Raw genomic sequence first — 16,679 nt, forward strand, 5'->3', positions numbered from 1 at the left:
GAATGATGTAACCGCTTACTACTCCTATAGTATATTATCTTTTGAAACCTCTGTCAAGCCTTTTCCTGGAATTTTTTTAAAAAGTTATTTTTTATATAAAGATTTCATAAAATGGTGAGAATATTATCGTTTTTAATCTATAAGAGTTTAGATACTATCAAAGTTTACAAAAGATAAGCAAAAAAAGAGCAAGTATGCCTACTTGCCCTAGAGATAAAGTTATTATATTTTACAAAATTCTAGTCTTCTAAATATTTTTCGTATTGGTCCTTCCAATATTTCTTGTCTTCTTCGTTTATTTCCCTGATTGCTTTGGCAGGATTGCCAGCGACTATGGTCATGGCTGGGACATCTTTTGTGACTACTGCCCCTGCTCCTACTATTGCTCCATAGCCGATTCTAACTCCAGGAAGGATTGTTACAGATCCTCCTATCCAGGCCTTATCTTCTATTATTATTGGTCTTGCCTTTTGGACGCCTTTGGACCTTATTTCTGGATCTATGGGGTGGATAGCTGTGTAGATGCCGGTGTTTGGTCCTATTAGAACATGATCTCCTATTATTATTTTTCCTACATCTATCATGGATACGCCGAAGTTTATGAAGGACTTTTGTCCTATTTCGATATGCTTTCCATAATTACACCTAAAGGGTGGGAGGATTTGCGAGCCTTCACCGATTTTGCCTAGGATATCTTTAAGATTAGCCTGCATTTCTTGGTAGGATGTTGACTTATTGAATTTTAATAATTTTTCCCAGCAGGCTGATAGGGATTCTTGGAGGTCTTTATCTACCTTATAAAGGTCTCCTGCCTGCATTTTTTTTCTGTTTGTCATATCTACAATATACATCTTAGAAAAAATATGACAATTGGCTTTTTTATTAGTATGATAATAAAATTAGATGAGATATATAGAAAGGTTGACTTATGAATAGGAAAGTAAATTTATTGACAGGGGATATCAGGCCTACCCTTCTCCGCCTGTCCTTGCCTCTTGCCCTTACTGCCTTTATCCAGATTGCCTATGGTTTTGTAGATACGATTTGGATTGCTAGACTTGGTACTGATGCTGTGGCAGGGGTTGGGATTGCTGGCTTTATTTTTTGGATTGGCAATTCTATTGTCCTTATTCCTAAGGTAGGGATGGGGGTTTATGCTTCCCAGGCCTATGGATCTGAGAGGGAAGATGAGACGATTAGGATTCTTAATAATGGCTTTATACAGGCTCTTATTATGGGGCTTGTCTTTACGACTTTTTGTTTGCTTGTAAAGAATGTTTTTATTGAATTTTATAAGCTTGGGGACCTAGCTGAGGCTGCGGCCAAGGATTATTTCTTTGTGGTGGCCCTTGGTATGATTTTATTTTTTATCGGACCTATGCTTACCCAGGCTTTCACATCCTTGGGGGATTCCTTTACTCCTTTTGTGATCAATGCTGTTGGTCTTGTGATTAATATTATCCTTGACCCAGTCCTTATCTTTGGCTTTGGGCCAATTCCTGGCCTTGGAGCTAAGGGAGCTGCAATTGCTACGATTTTCAGCCAGTTTATTGTAGTTTTTATTTACTTAGTTGTGGTTTTTTCTAAGGATGGCATAATTAAGTCAGCCCTTAAGGAGATTGATTATAGGGAGAATTGGCAGCTAGAGATTTTTAAGCTGGGACTTCCTGCTGCTACTCTTTCAGCCTTCCATGCGACTATTTCTATGGTTCTTAATAGGTTTATGTCATCTTTTGGACCAAAACCTGTTGCTGTTGCTTCAATTGGGGCCCAACTTGAGTCTATTTCATGGAATACAACCGAGGGTATCCAGGTTGGAATCCAGGCCCTTGTGGCACAAAACTATGGAGCAGAAAATAAGGAAAGGGTGAGAGATTCTATAAAGGAATCCTTCAAACTTGTGGCCTTTATCGGCCTTGTGGCAAGCCTTGTCCTAATTATTTTTAGGTTTAAACTTTTTAGCATCTTTACTCCTGGAGATAAGGAAGCAATTAAGCTTGGTGCGGCTTATTTATTTATTCTAGGTCTTTCTCAAGTCTTCATGTCTGTAGAAATTGGCCTTGCAGGATGTTTTAATGGAATGAGTGATACTAAGACTCCGGCGGCCCTTGGGGTCTTGTCAAATATATTTAGGGTCCCTATAGCCATTGTCCTTATGCCTATAGTAGGAGTTTATGGAGTGTGGATTGCCATGAGTGCTACATCAATTGTAAAGGGCCTTTTGGCGACTAGCCTTATTTATAGAAAACTTAAGAAATACTTGTATAAGTAAATTAATATGACCCCTAAATCCTAGATATGGATGGAGGGGTTTATTTTTTAAAGAAATTATCTACTACAAAGAAAAGGTTTACAGAATTTGTTTTTTGTAATATTATAATAGTATACATAATTATAAGGAGGACTAAGTGAGAACTATTAGATTGCCTTATGGCAAAGAATTTATAGAAAAAGAAGTAGATGACAAGGTTTTTGTACTTGAGAGTGCCGCTCATACATATAAGGCTGCCAAAAGCCAGGAGGACTTGGTTAGGGATGCCCTAGAAAACCCAATTGATTCAGAAAAATTAAGAGATTTAGCTAAGGGCAAGAAGAGGATTACCCTTATTACATCTGACCATACAAGGCCAGTACCATCAGCCATTACCCTTCCAATTCTTTTGGAAGAAATCAGAAAGGGAAACCCAGATGCTGATATTACAATCCTTATAGCGACAGGCTTCCATAGGCCAACTACTAAGGAAGAGATGATTTCTAAATTTGGCAAGGAGATTGTCGAAAATGAAAAAATCGTAAACCATATCTCTTCAAAAGATGAGGACATGGTAGACCTTGGTACCCTTCCATCTGGCGGAAAATTACTTATTAATAAAGTCGCTGTTGATTGTGATTTGCTTATATCAGAAGGCTTTATCGAGCCACATTTCTTTGCAGGATTTTCTGGAGGAAGAAAGTCAATACTTCCTGGCGTAGCTAGCCAAAAGACTGTATTTGCCAACCACTGCTCTAAATTTATAGCAAGTGATTACTCAAGAACAGGAATCCTAAAGGAAAACCCAATCCACAAAGACATGGAATACGCAGCCAATAAGGCAGGCCTTGCCTTTATTTTAAATGTCGTTATAGATGCCGATAAGAAGATAATAAATGCCTTTGCAGGAGATAAGGTCACAGCCCACGCTACAGGTTGTGAATTTGTAAGGAAACTTTCAACCGTAGAAGGGGTAAATGCAGATATTGCCATTACAACAAATGGCGGCTATCCACTTGATCAAAATGTCTACCAATCAGTCAAATCAATGACAGCAGCAGAAGCGGCTGCAGCTGATGATGGAGTAATTATTGAAATATCCAGATGTAATGACGGCCACGGTGGTCAAAGCTTCTATGAGACCTTTAGAGATGCTAAAAGTCCAAAAGAAGTAGAGGACAGGGTTCTCCAAATCCCAATGGAAGAAACTATAGCAGACCAATGGGAAATCCAAATCCTTGCAAGAATCCTAGTTCGCCACAAGGTAATATTTGTAACTGACCCATCAAACAAATCTTTAATTGAAGATATGCATATGGAATATGCAGAAAACCTTGACCAAGCCCTAGCAAGAGCTAAAGAAATCAAGGGAGAAGATGCCCGCATAGCCTACGTACCAGATGGGGTATCTGTAATTGTTAATAAACAAAAATAAAATATAAGAAGCAAAAGACCGGCTAAAAAATAGTCGGTCTTTGTTCTTTATTTGAGATTTTCTATATCTATTTCTGCTATGGTATCCATTACTTGGTCGGCTTCTTTTTTTATATCTGCCCATTCATTTTCATTCCATGGGAAGTCCTTAAGGCCTACTGTCCTTATTCCTTCCTTTCCTGCTGCCTTGATGGCATAGAGGGCATCGTCAAAGAGTATACATTCGGATGGTTTTGCTCCGTGTTTTTTGATTATATAGTGCCAATAGTCTGGGTCTGATTTTTTCATATCCAAGAGGTCAGGTGTGGCAAAAAAGTCGAAATAATCAAAGATTCCTAGCCTTGTAAGGGCCATTTTTAGGTAAGGATAGGAAGTAGAAGATGCTACTGCCATGGAAAATCCAGCATCTTTGAGTTTTTTTAGGATTTCAATAGCTCCTTTTTTTGGCATGAGGGTATTTTTATAGCCATCTGTAATTATGTGGTCAAAGTGGTCCATGACTTCTTGAGCGGTCATGTCCTTGGCTATTTCATCGGCTATATAGACGCACATAGCCTCAAAGGAAAGGGCTTCTATTTTGCCCTTTTCTTCTTTTGTGAGGTCTTCTAGCCTAAAGCCATATTTTGAAAAAAGCTCATTTTGCGGCTCTATCCATATGTGCATGGAGTCTAAAATTGTACCGTCTACATCAAATATTAATTTTTTCATTATTTTTCCTATCTTTGGGCAGGATCATAGCCGGCTTTTTCTGCAGCTTCTGCGCTTGAAAACCAGGTTACATTTTCAACTTTAATTTTGTTGTAGTCTCTTTGGCCAGGTCTGTGGTAGACGCCTGAATTCATGTTAGCCTTTATTGGGCCATATGTTACATCTGCCAAGTAGGTGGATTTTCCTTTTGTTACATAGGCAACCTTTTGGTCAACGATTGGTATATCGCCATTGCCTACGTATTTGCCCTTGCTTTGTGAAGAGCTTGATCCTTGAGAATTTGATTGGCCTTGGCTTGGCTTACTTGTTTCTTCACTCTCACTAGGGCCATATGCTTCAAACTTAGCTCTTTCTGCCTTATTGTAGAGGCCTCTTTCTTCTCTTGCTGCGGTTTTAGCAATCTCTCTGAAATAATCTAGGTATTTTACATTTGGTGGGAAGGTTGCGAGGGCACCGTAACCATCTCTTAGGAGGATGCCGTTATACATCTTATCTCTTGCCTCTTCAAATGTTGGATTTGCAAGGTTTTTTGGGAGTTCTAGCCAGATGTACCTAAGTGACCTATAATACCTATCTGTATCTGACACGTCCTTTTCTAGGTAGACTTCACGGCCAGATAATTGTGATTTTGTGAAGTTTGAGGCTTCTTTTCCGTAAAAACCTACTGGTTTTGATGGGTGAACTGTATCTGGTGTATCCACTCCTATCATCCTTATTTTGTACTTATTGTTACCTATGCGAGCTGTAACTGTATCACCATCAGATACGTGCACTATTTGTGCCTTGACGAAATTTGCGGTATTGTTCTTGCTTGTATTTGCTTTTTTGCCGTTCTTTACTTCATTTTCAGAGATGAGCTTTGGATTTGAAGATTCTTTATCTATTGATTTTAAGCCACAAGCTACATCCATATCATAATTATCATAATAGACTACTTGACTGGCGTGGCTGGTAAAGGCACTTGCAGCAAAACTTAGGCTTAGGGCCAGGGTTAATAATAATTTTTTCATAATATCTCCTTTTTTATTCTTATATATATTTTATATGATTTCTAAGATAAAGGCAATGAAAAACAGCCTAAACTTTCGTTTAGACTGTAAAATTTAATATGGTATAGCTAGGGCGTTCATTGTGCCGACTGCTAATTGTTCAAATGATCTGTGGTTATTTTCAAAGGCTGGTGAATATTTATTTATAAAGGACTTATAAGTTGTGTAGCCCTTATCTGCATAAGCTTCACGCATTAGTTTGAAAAGTACTTCAACTCCAGCATCAACTGTTGGTGGGTTAATCCATTTAGATTTACCTGCGTAAGCATAACCATATTCTGAACCATAACCACCCTTTGTGTAGCGGATTGATCCGAAATTGTATTTACCACCTGCAGCTGCCATTCCAAAAGTTGTTTCCTTAGCGATTTGGCCCATGAAGATTCCCACGTTTATCCCATATTTTTGAGAATATTTCATGATTGTATCTCCATAGCCCTTAAGAGCTGTGTAGTGGCCTCTTTTTTCTAGGAAGCGATTTATGTAGTCTCCATTTATGTGGTCAGGGTTTTTGGTACGGATATCAAAGTTTGAAATAACTCCCTGCTTGTAACCTCTCCAAGCAACCTTACCTGGCTCATCCTTAGTACCTGTAGCATTCTTGCTTGTACCGGTGATTTCAATCCTATCTGGATGGTCATCGCTTTTTGCTTCTTCCTTAACTTCCATATCGTTTGCTCCCTTATAAAGGGTAGGTTTTATTTCAGTTTTTTCTAATTTTTTTTCTCCCTTGCTAGCATCTTCCTTGATTTGATCAATATCAAGACTAACTTGGTCGTAATAAACTACTGTATCTTGCTTAGATTCTTCTACATCTTCTGCAGCAAAGGCAGGTTTTGTCAGGCTTGCAAAAAATATTGCTCCTGCTAATATATATTTAAAATTCTTCATTTTTTCTCCTAATCTCTATACGATAGTTTATATTCTATACCATCTTTATGGAAAAGTCAACAAAACAATTACAAAATATTTACAAAAAGATTACAAAATCTCGGATAAGCCCTAGAATTAGGGGGCAAATATTACAAAATAAATTCGAATATAAGATTAGATTCTTGAGAAACTACAGGCTTGTTATATAATAAAATTAAGATAAATACATAGAATAATTGAAAGGAAGATGGTCATGAACATACTTTTAGACTTATACATAACTTTTTTTAAAATCGGCCTTTTTACCTTTGGTGGGGGCTATGCTATGCTTCCCTTGCTTGAAAAGGAATTGGTTGATAATAAATCTTGGGCCACTAGCGAGGAAATCCTTGATTATTATGCCATCGGTCAATCGACACCTGGGATTATTGCCATAAATACATCGACTTTTTGTGGTTATAAGATGGCAGGGGACATGGGAGGCCTTATGGCAAGTCTTGGTTTTATCAGCCCATCTGTCATTATAATTACACTTATAGCAGGTTTTCTTAAGAATTTTTCCCATATTGCCTGGATCCAGCATGCTTTTTCCGGCATCCGCATAGCTGTATCTGCCCTTGTTTTGTATTCTGTAATAAATATGGTGAAGAAAAACGCCAATACGAGCATGAAATTTTTGATCTTTATCCTTACTTTTTTGGCAATTGGGGTCTTTGACCTATCGCCAATTCTTATTGTAATAATCGTGGCAGGTCTTGGTATAGGACTTGGGAGGGTGAAAAATGCTTAGACTAATGTGGGAATTTTTTAAGACCGGACTTTTTGCAGTAGGTGGGGGAATGGCGACAATTCCTTTTCTCCAAGATATGGGAGAGAAGTACGGATATTTTACAAGCGAAGAGCTTTTAGATATGATTGCAGTTTCAGAATCAACTCCAGGGGCCATCGGAATAAATATGGCAACCTATGCTGGCAATAAGGCCTACGGCCCTCTTGGTGGAATTTTAGCAACTCTTTCCTTAATCGCAGGACCTATCATTATAATTTTAATAATTGCAAGGATGATGAGTAAATTTAAAAATTCAAAACTAGTAGCAGATGCCTTTTCCACCCTAAGACCAGCCACAGCTGGCTTAATCCTCGGTGCTATGGCATCAGTCCTTGTCATAACATTATTTGACCTTGACTTATTTAGGCAAAGTGGAAATATAACAGACCTTATTAGGCCCCTACCTATAGCCCTTTTTGCTATATTTTTAGGAATCATGTTTAAATTCAAAAAACTCCACCCCCTATGGATAATAGGAGCCGGAGCCTTATGCGGGGTAATCTTTGCCCTTTAAATAATTTTTAAAATTTCCATGACCAAAAAATCCCTGACATGGAGATTTTTTATAACTTAATCCTTAGGGATCTTAGGCGGATTTTGTCTATATTTTCTATACTTCCCTTTATTTTTATGAAGGTTGCGGCAAAGATGCCAAAATCATAGGTGGTAGTACCTGCTTCTTTTATGATTTTTTCTGGAATGATGACTTTAAAACTATCTTCATCCTCGCTTTCTCCAATCAGGAAGCTTATATCTTCTATAGTACTAGCTGAAATTATTTCTATTTGGCCAAAGACCTGCTGGGTGTCAAAGGCAAAGAAGGCTTGGTTTTCATTTCTCTCTTGCCTTAGGGCAAAGTCTTCTATATAGGCATCTAGTCTGTATTTTTCTAGAAGTTTTTTTATTTTAACTTCTCCATTGTAGGTATTTCCACAAAGGCTAAGGCTTACTTTAACTTGCCAGGAACCGTTTTTTATAAAATCAGCTTCATCAAAATTATCATATGTTAGCTTCTTGCCGTGGTAGTAAATTTCCCCCTCATCATCTATTAGGGGAATAGATTTGGGAAGGATTGGGTCTTCGCCTTCAAAAATTCCCATCTCATAGGTCATAAGCTTTGCACCTTTTTTTAGATTCTTAATATAGAGATTTATAGGAATATTTTCATCAAAGCTCTCATAGCTTGCAAAATCATCGTCTTTATTGATTTCTATTAGTTTCCAAGTTTTAGAATCCTTGGTGAATTTTTCTGGATAAGATTTTTTATCAAATATCAGGAGATACTTGTCATATTCTACGTTTTGGTATTTTTTAAATTCTCCTCTTGATTCTATTTCTATTTGAGCTTCTTGTAAATTTACCCCGTAAGCTTTGACTGTAATAGGGCCTGCATCTATTGCTTCTATTATGGCAAGGAGCCTTCCTCCGTAGGCCTTTTTGTGATTGGTTTTAAAGGGCTCATGGTCTGTTTGTAGACCTGAGTCTAGGGCGAGAAGCCTTGCGTTTTTAGAGACTTCTACAAATATTTCATCTCTTGCATCTGTTTTTATTTGGCCATTTTTATCGACAAGGTCAATTGTAATGTAATTTATTTTTTCATTATAATATGAAAAATAAGGATAAAAGGCATGTAGCTTTATGAAAGTTTCATCTCCTGGTGTCCATATTTTTGACCTGCCAACTGTGTTTTCTATTATTTTCTCGTCCTTATCATAGGAAATTGCCTCGATTTTTCCCTTTTCATAGGGCATGTGCCAAGTCATGTAGAGGGCCTTGTGGCCATTTTCTCCTTCTAGTTTCTTGTAGGCAAAACCTGCTGGAGTTTTTACTTCCTCCATATATTTTTTGCCGAGAGATTTTCTCTTGCCTTTGGAGTCTGTAAAGATTAGCTCTACAGCCCAGGCATTGGTATAGACTGTAAGAGGGACGTTTTTTGCAAGAGCTCCAAGCTCTTTTTCATTCCGAGCAGGCAGGATGTGGGTGGTTGTATCCTTATCATTCCACTGGGCCCTATAAAAATAATAGGAATCTTTGGCAAAGCCAGCCGTATCGACTAGGCCAAAAAATGATGACCTTGGGGCATTTTCCCCATAAGGAAAGCCTCTTGCTATAGCATTGTAGGGAGTGGGTTCTCCTAGGTAGTCAAAGCCTGTCCAAATGGCCTCTCCCATTAGGAAATCACGATTTATAACATCATACCAAGCTTCTGCTGCGAGATTGCCCCAGGCGACCTTTGAATCATCAAAGGATGTTAGCATAAAATCTTCCCTCAAATCTCCTCCCAGCCTGTCGTAGCAGGCCCTAGAGTTGATGGATGAGGCTGATTCCGATTGCCAAAGAATCCAATTAGGGTAATCCTTGTGGATTTGTTCATATTTTTCGTCATAACAATAATTTAGTCCCACAAGCCCCTTGCTTTTTGTGATTTCTTCTTCGATTTCAAGAAGGATTGGGTCATAGCCATCTCTTAGAGAGTTGTCTCCGATTGTTAAAAATCTTTTCTGATCAATTTCTCTTGCCCAGGTGATTAGATTTTTGGCAATTTTTAGATATTCTTTTCTCTTGCTTTGGTTAGTCCCACACATGAGCTCATTGCCCAGAGAATAGGCGATGATGGCAGGAGAGTTGTAATTCCTCCTTAGAGTTTCCTTTAGGTCATATTCAGCCCAGGTCATTTCTTCTTTAGAATTTAAAAGATAACTTGGGCCGATTTTTTTATCAAAAAATCTCGAATAATCATTGTAGTCGTTGTTTTTATCCATTATCCAGCCGTCAAAGATTTCTTCTATTAGGAGGATGCCGTACCTGTTGGCTATATCGATTAGCTTTGATGAGGCGGGATTGTGGGTGACTCTTATGGCATTTGCTCCCATGTCCTTCATTATGAGGACCTGTCTTAAAATTGCCCTATGGTGGTCGGCTGCACCCAGGGCTCCTTGGTCGTGGTGGAGGCAAACTGCCTTAAGCTTAATAGGCTTGCCATTTAATTTTAGGCCGTTTTGGCTAGATGTAGATAAATACCTAAAGCCATAGTCATTTGTGACTATATCAAGGACTTCTCCGTTTTTTTCTATTGTCGATTGAATTTTATAAAGATTTGCTGAGTCCGGACTCCAAAGTCTTGGGTATTTTATTTGGAAACTATTTTCTAGATTTAAATCTTCTGCAGGCTTTATTGTAAAATACTCTGACTCATAAGTTTTGATGACCTTATTATCGTAAATAAGTTTGTGGCTTATCCTTATTTTTTCTTGGTTTTTACCTTTATTTTCTAGACTGGCCTTGATTTTTAAAGTGACATCAGCCTTATTTTCCTCAAGACCAATGTCATTTATTTTTATTTCTTTAAAGTAAATGTCATCTGCAAGGATTAGGTCCACATCCCTAAAGATGCCAGAACCTGAATACCAGCGACTGGTAGGGATTGGATTATCAACCCTTATGGCCAAGATATTTTCCCTATCGTAATAGAGAAAATCGGTAAGGTCAACCATAAAGGGTGCATAGCCGTGATGGTGGCTGGCAAGAAATTTCCCATTTAGGTAAATGTCACAGTCGCAATAGATACCATCAACGGCGATTAGGACTCGTTTTTTATCTTTTATATAGAAAGACTTCCTATAAAGGCCGACTCCTCCAAGCTTGTAGGCAGATTGGGCCTCGCCTGCCCTTGAATATTTTTTGTCAATTGAATAGTCGTGGGGGATATCTACCAAATCCCAACTTGAATCATCAAAGTAGGGCTTGTAAAAGCCAGGAGATTCTCCTAAGGCATGGCGCCAATTTTTATTTAATTTATATAGCCTTCTATTGGTATCGATTATTTCTGAATAGTGCTTAGCCTGCATAAGCATCCTCGCTTGGCAAAAGACTTAGTTTAAAGCTTATTTTCTTTGCTTTAATCAAGTCTTGGTGGCTTATTTCTTTGGATTTAATTAGCTTTCCGTCAATTTCAAGCCTTTCTAGGAAATTTTTGTGGGGATAATTTTCCTTACTTTCAATTTCTAAGCTATTTCCATTAGAAAGTTTGACCTTCATCTTATCAAAAAACCCTAGACCTATTTGGTAAGTCCCAGTTCCAGGGCAAAGTGGGTAGATTCCCATGGCTGAGAGGATATACCAGGCTGCCATTGACCCATTGTCCTCATCTCCAGGAAAGCCATCAAAGCTATAGGAAAAATAATCCCTAATCAGGGTCTTGACTATGAGCTCGGTCTTGTGGAACTTGCCGATAAGATTATAAAGATAAGGCAAGTGGAAGGATGGTTGGTTAGAAATAGCGATTTGGCCAAGGTGGGCATCATGCATTTCAACCATCTCGTGGATGTCGTAGCCATAAGAGCCTACATGGTAGGTCGAATCGGCATTGGCTATTTCATCGAGTCTTTCTTCAAAGGCCTTTTTTGAGCCAAAAAGCTCTATTAGTCTTGGAAAATCGTGGTAGGTGTTGTAGGAGTTTTGGTAGGCAGAGCCTTCTGTATAAGGAGAACCCCAGGCAAGGGGGTCAAAGTCTTTTATGAAATTTCCATTTTCATCCTTGGCCCTTAAAAATTTGGTCTCAGGATCAAAGAGCTTTTCCCAATTTCTAGAATATTTGTAATATTTTTCTGCTAGGTCGTTTTTTCCACAAAGCTCAGCCACTCTTCCTATAGAATAATCTGCAAGAGAATTATCAAGGCTCTGGTTGACGGATTCATGAAAAGATGATGGGACATAACCGTACTTCCTATAGGTCTTGGCTTTAAAACGGCCGTACTTATCATCAGCTGATTCTTTTTCTGCTGCATCAACCATAGCCTTTAGGAAGTCTTCCTTCATATGGCTTCCTATGCCCTTTGTTAGGCAATCAGCGATGACATTATCAACCAGAGTCCCTGGCATGAGGCCCCTTTCATCTGGCGATAGCCACTTAGGCAAAAATCCGGTGTCCCTGTAGAAATTTAAAATCCCCTCGAGAATTTCTTCCAAATCATCCACGGCAACCAGGCTTAGGAGAGGAAAGAGGGTCTTTTGTCCATCCCAAAAGCCGATATTTGTGTAAAATTTGCCAGATTTCACGGATTTGGACTTGGTATCATAATATATTGGATTTAAATCAATGTCTTTCTCGTAAAATTTCATAGGAAAGAGAAAGACTCTGTAGACGGCGTGGAAGAAAAACTTCACCTGGTCTATTTTCTTATAAGGGGTAAATTTTGAGAACTTGTCCTCATAATCTTTGTGGACTAGGCTAAATTTGTCAAAATACTTATCCCAAGCTATTTTTGATTTTTTTAGGAATCCTTCAAGGTCTTTTGGAGATCGCTTATAATTTAATTGAGCTTGGCCTTCTGAAATAAAGGAAGTTGCAAAAATTAAGGAAAAATCCTCACTACTTGTCTTTACATAGTAGATGTTTTCATCTTTTTTAAAATCAAAATCCACATCAAGGCCGATTTTTATATACATTTTAAGATTTTTATCCTCACATCCAGCATAGTTTATAACATAGCCTTCTATAGAATCTGAAGATTTGTCAAGGACAAGGCCATCTGCAAAAATCTTAAAGGAAGAAACTTTTTCAAAATTAATTATCCCAGAAGAATTATCTATAGATGCTCGTAGCTTTGAGCTATTTTTGTAAGAGATTTCTAGAAAATTTGGCCTGAAGATGGACTTGTTCTTGTCATAAAGAGTTTCTTCCTTATCGAAAACAGGAGCTATTTGAAAATGCGAAAAATCTCCCATCCATGGACTTGGTTGGTGGGTTAGGCGAAGGGCGATAAGATTTTCATCATCAGGATGAAAGAAAAAGCTAGAGTCATTTCTGGTCATTAGGGTCAAATAATTATTGCCATGAGGCATGCCACAAAGGGGAAGGGTGTTGCCGCTTGAAAATTCCCTTGTTGATGCACTTCCTATCCTGGTGTCTGTATATCTTATGTCTTTTAAAATTTCATCAATTATTTTCATAAAGCTACCTTTCAAATATTTCTGTCAAAGTCTTACTTATTTATAATAATTCTAACAAGAAAAGGTTTCCTTGTAAAGGAAAAATCTTTATTTGGGCAAAAAAATACCAGCCTGGCTTAAAACCAAACTGGTATAAAAATTTATCTTATTTTTTTCTTATGATTTTTCCTATTTCACCTAAGACTAGTGGGATTAGGGATAGGATTAGAACTGGGATCCATTCCCATGTTAGGGATACTACTTCAAAGAGCTCTGTTAGGACTGGTACATACATTACTACTAGAAGTAATGAGAATGATAAGAGTACTGCCTTAATTAGGTTAGGGTTTGTTGCAAAACCTAATTCTTTGAGGGTGTATTTGGTACTTCTTACTGAGAAGGCCCTTAATAACTCTGATGTGATTAGGGTTGCAAATACCATTGTATGGGCACCTTCTATAGAATCTGGGAAGATCCATTTTAGTCCTACTATATAAGCAGCTAGAACTGCTATTGTTATATAGATTGATTGCATTATAAGGTTAGTTTTTACTTCGCCTGAGATGATTGACTCTTTTGGATCTCTTGGTGGCTCTTCCATAAGGCCTGGCTCTGCTGGTTCAACACCTAGGGCTAGGGCTGGGAAGGCATCTGTGACTAGGTTTAGCCATAGAAGTTGGATAGGGGTAAGTGGGCTAGGAAGGCCTAGAAGTATTGATATAAATACTATTAGGACTTCGGCAATGTTACATGATAAGAGGAAGGATACAAACTTTTTGATGTTTGAGAAGATTACTCTTCCTTCTTCTACTGCATTTACAATTGTTGCGAAGTTATCATCTACTAGGATCATATCTGAAGCATCCTTGGCTACGTCTGTTCCTGTTATACCCATTGATATACCGATATCGGCATTCTTTATGGCTGGAGCATCGTTTACTCCGTCCCCTGTCATGGCTACAACATTGTCATTGGCTTCTAGGGCCTTGACGAGTTGGACCTTATTTTCTGGGGAAACTCTGGCAAAAATTCTCTTTATTTTAACAATTTCTCTAATTTCTTCGTGGGTCTTATCGTTTAATTCTGATCCTTGCATAGCTTGGTCACGGGAATCTGCTATACCTAGGTCTTTGGCTATGGCAAGGGCTGTTTCAAAGTAATCGCCTGTAATCATGATTACATCAATTCCTGATGCGTGACATTCTGCGACTGCTGCTCTTGCTTCTGGTCTTGGTGGGTCAATCATACCTGTTAGACCTACAAATACCATATCGTGTTCGATATTTTCTGTTGTAAGGTCTGTATCAAGACTTTCTAGAGGCTTGAAGGCATAGGCCATTACCCTTAGGGCTTGGCTGGCTAGGTTGTTATTTTCATCAGCAAGTTCTTTTCTTTTTGCATCAGAAAATTCGATTAGATTGCCATCAATTAGGATATTTGATGAATTTTTCATGATGATATCTGGAGCACCCTTGGTCATGGCATAGTATTTGCCGTCAAGTTCGTGGAAGGTTGTCATCATTTTTCTAGTAGAATCAAAAGGTATCTCTTGGATTCTAGGGTGTTTTTCGTTTAGGTCTTCTTGGTTGATGTTCCATTTTTCAGCAAAGCTAAGCATGGCGCCTTCTGTTGGATCGCCTGTAATCTTGTATTCCTCGCCATCACGAATTAGGTTAGCATCGTTACATAGAGATGCTATGGTCATTAGAAGCTTTATTTGATCATCGCTTTCTACGACTTGTTTGTTTTCATCTCTGATTTCACCTTCTGGCTTATAACCAGAACCTTCTACCTCATACTCTGTGTCATTGGTATAGATTTTGGTGATGGTCATTTCGTTTTGGGTAAGGGTACCAGTTTTATCAGAACAGATAACTGTGGTTGAGCCCAGAGTCTCTACAGAAAGTAGGTTTTTAACAATGGCCTTTCTTTCTGCCATCCTATTCATACCGATTGATAAAACTATTGTAACAACTGCTGTTAGACCTTCTGGAATAGCTGCAACTGCAAGAGATACTGCTATCATGAAGTTTTCAAGTAGGTCTGCTCCACCTCTTAGGTAGCCAACTGCAAATACAGCTATACATACCACGATAACAAGGATAGCAAGGACCTTTGAAAGTTTTTTAAGTTGGTTTTGAAGAGGTGTATCCTTATCTTCAACCTCATCCAAACTTGTTGCAATCTTACCGATTTCTGTATTTGATCCTGTACCTGTAACTAGACCGATACCGTGTCCATAGGTAACAATTGATGATGAATGGGCGTAGTTTTCCCTATCGCCAATGCCTACATCTTCATTAGTTGTAAAATCTGCATCCTTTTCAACTGCTACTGATTCGCCTGTTAGAGAAGATTCATCTATCTTAAGGTTAGATGTCTCAATAAGTCTCATATCAGCAGGGATAATATCACCTGTTTCAAGGACAACTATATCGCCAGGGACAAGGTCCTCAGCCTTAACATGGCCTCTTTTGCCATCACGAATAACAGTTGCCTCAGGCGAACTCATCTTTTGTAGGGCTGCCACAGAATCCTCAGCCTTACCCTCTTGGATAATTGACATAATTGCGTTGATTACAACGATTGCAATGATAATCGCGCACTCGATGGCATCACCTGTGAAAGCTGAAACAATAGCTGCTGCTATAAGTAATAAAACCATAGGATCAGCGATTTGTTCAAAAATTTTCTTCCAAATAGACTTCTTATTAGACGACTCAATCATATTTGGGCCGTATTTTTCAAGTCTAGCAGAAGCTTCAGATGAAGTTAAGCCACGTTTGGGATCAGTACCGTGTTTTTTAACTACTTCATTAATACTGCCTTTGTAGTCCATAATTCCTCCTAAATATTATTGCAAAGGTATAAAAAAAGCGGAGCCTGTGGCAATTTGAAAATCAAATATACCAGCTCCGTCTTGCCACCACAAGGGTTTATTTAACCGGGATAATCCGTGTCTTGACGATTAAATAATTGGGCTACTCCCTTTTGCTACTAACATTATATATTAAATGCAAGTAAAAATCAATCATTATCCTTAAGATTAAACTTTTTTCTTAAAATAAATTTGCTAAGGGCAAATAAAAGCAAAAAGTAAAAGATAAGGGAGATTATTAGAATTATAGAAAGAATATTTCTATCAATTTCTAAATAAATTAAAATAGGAATAAGAATTCCATAAAAAATCCCGCCTAGACAAATAGCTAAAATCCCGGCAAACTTATTTCCAAATCGCCATGTATCCTTAGAATAACAAGCCTCCCACACATGAAAACCCACAGTCATATCAGGAAACTTGCTATGAAAAAATATGAAAAATATGCCAATATATATTGAAAAAATAAGCAACATCAAATCGCCAACAATAACTGGACCCAAAAAATCACTCCTTTTTATTCTTGATAAATTAAATTAGCTTAGGGAGCATCTCCCTAAGAACTTCTTTTATTAGTATACTACTTATTTGGGTTTTATTATCCAAGATAATATTATTATGGAGTTGTTCTCTTCGTAACTTTATAAATTATTTAATTATATTCATTTACAATTGAATCTTCGTCTCAAGGGGGAGCCCCAAGGGACCTTCCGCATGGTCCCTCAT

12 protein-coding genes are annotated in these 16,679 nt (G+C 38.1%); 4 read left to right on the forward strand and 8 right to left on the reverse strand.

From position 1 onward, the window contains the following. Positions 1 to 239: 239 nt before the first annotated feature. Complete coding sequence (locus RRB46_RS05075) at positions 240 to 836, reverse strand: sugar O-acetyltransferase (protein WP_296127410.1); 597 nt, start codon at positions 834 to 836, stop codon at positions 240 to 242. A gap of 92 nt (positions 837 to 928) precedes the next feature. Here RRB46_RS05075 and RRB46_RS05080 point away from each other — a divergent pair, with 92 nt between their 5' ends. Together RRB46_RS05080 and larA are read left to right on the forward strand one after the other, a co-directional pair. Further along, the gene (locus RRB46_RS05080; RefSeq protein ID WP_296127412.1) at positions 929 to 2,272 is read left to right on the forward strand and encodes an MATE family efflux transporter; all 1,344 of its coding nucleotides are present in this window, start codon (positions 929 to 931) and stop codon (positions 2,270 to 2,272) included. A 136-nt stretch (positions 2,273 to 2,408) separates the two neighbouring features. Next, positions 2,409 to 3,686 carry a nickel-dependent lactate racemase gene (gene larA, locus RRB46_RS05085; RefSeq protein ID WP_296127413.1) on the forward strand — a complete coding sequence of 426 codons (1,278 nt, stop codon included), beginning with the start codon at positions 2,409 to 2,411 and terminating at the stop codon, positions 3,684 to 3,686. Positions 3,687 to 3,733: 47 nt separating this feature from the next. Here larA and RRB46_RS05090 read toward each other — a convergent pair whose 3' ends face one another. The 3 genes from RRB46_RS05090 to RRB46_RS05100 form a co-directional block, all read right to left on the reverse strand. Continuing rightward, positions 3,734 to 4,393 carry an HAD family phosphatase gene (locus tag RRB46_RS05090; RefSeq protein ID WP_296127415.1) on the reverse strand — a complete coding sequence of 220 codons (660 nt, stop codon included), beginning with the start codon at positions 4,391 to 4,393 and terminating at the stop codon, positions 3,734 to 3,736. Positions 4,394 to 4,401: 8 nt separating this feature from the next. Next, positions 4,402 to 5,403, reverse strand: coding sequence for a thermonuclease family protein (locus tag RRB46_RS05095; RefSeq protein ID WP_296127418.1), 1,002 nt, complete (start codon positions 5,401 to 5,403; stop codon positions 4,402 to 4,404). 93 nt (positions 5,404 to 5,496) lie between these two features. After that, entirely contained in the window at positions 5,497 to 6,333 is an 837-nt protein-coding gene (locus RRB46_RS05100; protein ID WP_296127419.1) for a hypothetical protein, read from the reverse strand. A 235-nt stretch (positions 6,334 to 6,568) separates the two neighbouring features. Here RRB46_RS05100 and RRB46_RS05105 point away from each other — a divergent pair, with 235 nt between their 5' ends. Then, positions 6,569 to 7,105: a chromate transporter gene (locus tag RRB46_RS05105; protein WP_311537736.1), complete on the forward strand. Its 537-nt coding sequence runs from the start codon at positions 6,569 to 6,571 to the stop codon at positions 7,103 to 7,105. Continuing rightward, positions 7,098 to 7,658, forward strand: a complete 561-nt coding sequence (locus RRB46_RS05110; RefSeq protein ID WP_106461102.1) for a chromate transporter — start codon at positions 7,098 to 7,100, stop codon at positions 7,656 to 7,658. Before RRB46_RS05105 ends, RRB46_RS05110 begins: the two co-directional genes overlap by 8 nt. 49 nt (positions 7,659 to 7,707) lie before the next feature. On the opposite strand, the gene RRB46_RS05115 is transcribed toward RRB46_RS05110, so the two are convergent. The 4 genes from RRB46_RS05115 to RRB46_RS05130 all read right to left on the reverse strand — a co-directional run bounded on the left by RRB46_RS05115 (position 7,708) and on the right by RRB46_RS05130 (position 16,456). Next, a complete protein-coding gene (locus RRB46_RS05115; RefSeq protein ID WP_311537737.1) occupies positions 7,708 to 10,992 on the reverse strand; it encodes a glycoside hydrolase family 2 TIM barrel-domain containing protein in 3,285 nt (1,094 codons plus the stop codon). Then, positions 10,982 to 13,096: a GH92 family glycosyl hydrolase gene (locus tag RRB46_RS05120; RefSeq protein ID WP_311537738.1), complete on the reverse strand. Its 2,115-nt coding sequence runs from the start codon at positions 13,094 to 13,096 to the stop codon at positions 10,982 to 10,984. Before RRB46_RS05120 ends, RRB46_RS05115 begins: the two co-directional genes overlap by 11 nt. Positions 13,097 to 13,241: 145 nt before the next feature. Further along, positions 13,242 to 15,914 (reverse strand): cation-translocating P-type ATPase, encoded by a 2,673-nt coding sequence (locus RRB46_RS05125; RefSeq protein WP_311537739.1) that lies wholly within the window; start codon positions 15,912 to 15,914, stop codon positions 13,242 to 13,244. 188 nt (positions 15,915 to 16,102) lie between these two features. Further along, positions 16,103 to 16,456 (reverse strand): SdpI family protein, encoded by a 354-nt coding sequence (locus RRB46_RS05130; RefSeq protein WP_296127431.1) that lies wholly within the window; start codon positions 16,454 to 16,456, stop codon positions 16,103 to 16,105. Between the last annotated feature and the right edge of the window lie 223 nt (positions 16,457 to 16,679).

The sequence above is a fragment of the uncultured Anaerococcus sp. genome, from assembly GCF_963512375.1.
In the GTDB taxonomy this organism is placed as follows: domain Bacteria; phylum Bacillota; class Clostridia; order Tissierellales; family Peptoniphilaceae; genus Anaerococcus.

Excerpts from the sequence above, each read along its gene's own strand:
- RRB46_RS05075 (WP_296127410.1), bottom strand. The coding sequence starts at position 836 with ATGACAAACAGAAAAAAAATGCAGGCAGGAGACCTTTATAAGGTAGAT.
- RRB46_RS05080 (WP_296127412.1), top strand. The coding sequence starts at position 929 with ATGAATAGGAAAGTAAATTTATTGACAGGGGATATCAGGCCTACCCTT.
- RRB46_RS05090 (WP_296127415.1), bottom strand. The coding sequence starts at position 4,393 with ATGAAAAAATTAATATTTGATGTAGACGGTACAATTTTAGACTCCATG.
- RRB46_RS05095 (WP_296127418.1), bottom strand. The coding sequence starts at position 5,403 with ATGAAAAAATTATTATTAACCCTGGCCCTAAGCCTAAGTTTTGCTGCA.
- RRB46_RS05100 (WP_296127419.1), bottom strand. The coding sequence starts at position 6,333 with ATGAAGAATTTTAAATATATATTAGCAGGAGCAATATTTTTTGCAAGC.
- RRB46_RS05105 (WP_311537736.1), top strand. The coding sequence starts at position 6,569 with ATGAACATACTTTTAGACTTATACATAACTTTTTTTAAAATCGGCCTT.
- RRB46_RS05110 (WP_106461102.1), top strand. The coding sequence starts at position 7,098 with ATGCTTAGACTAATGTGGGAATTTTTTAAGACCGGACTTTTTGCAGTA.
- RRB46_RS05115 (WP_311537737.1), bottom strand. The coding sequence starts at position 10,992 with ATGCAGGCTAAGCACTATTCAGAAATAATCGATACCAATAGAAGGCTA.
- RRB46_RS05120 (WP_311537738.1), bottom strand. The coding sequence starts at position 13,096 with ATGAAAATAATTGATGAAATTTTAAAAGACATAAGATATACAGACACC.
- RRB46_RS05125 (WP_311537739.1), bottom strand. The coding sequence starts at position 15,914 with ATGGACTACAAAGGCAGTATTAATGAAGTAGTTAAAAAACACGGTACT.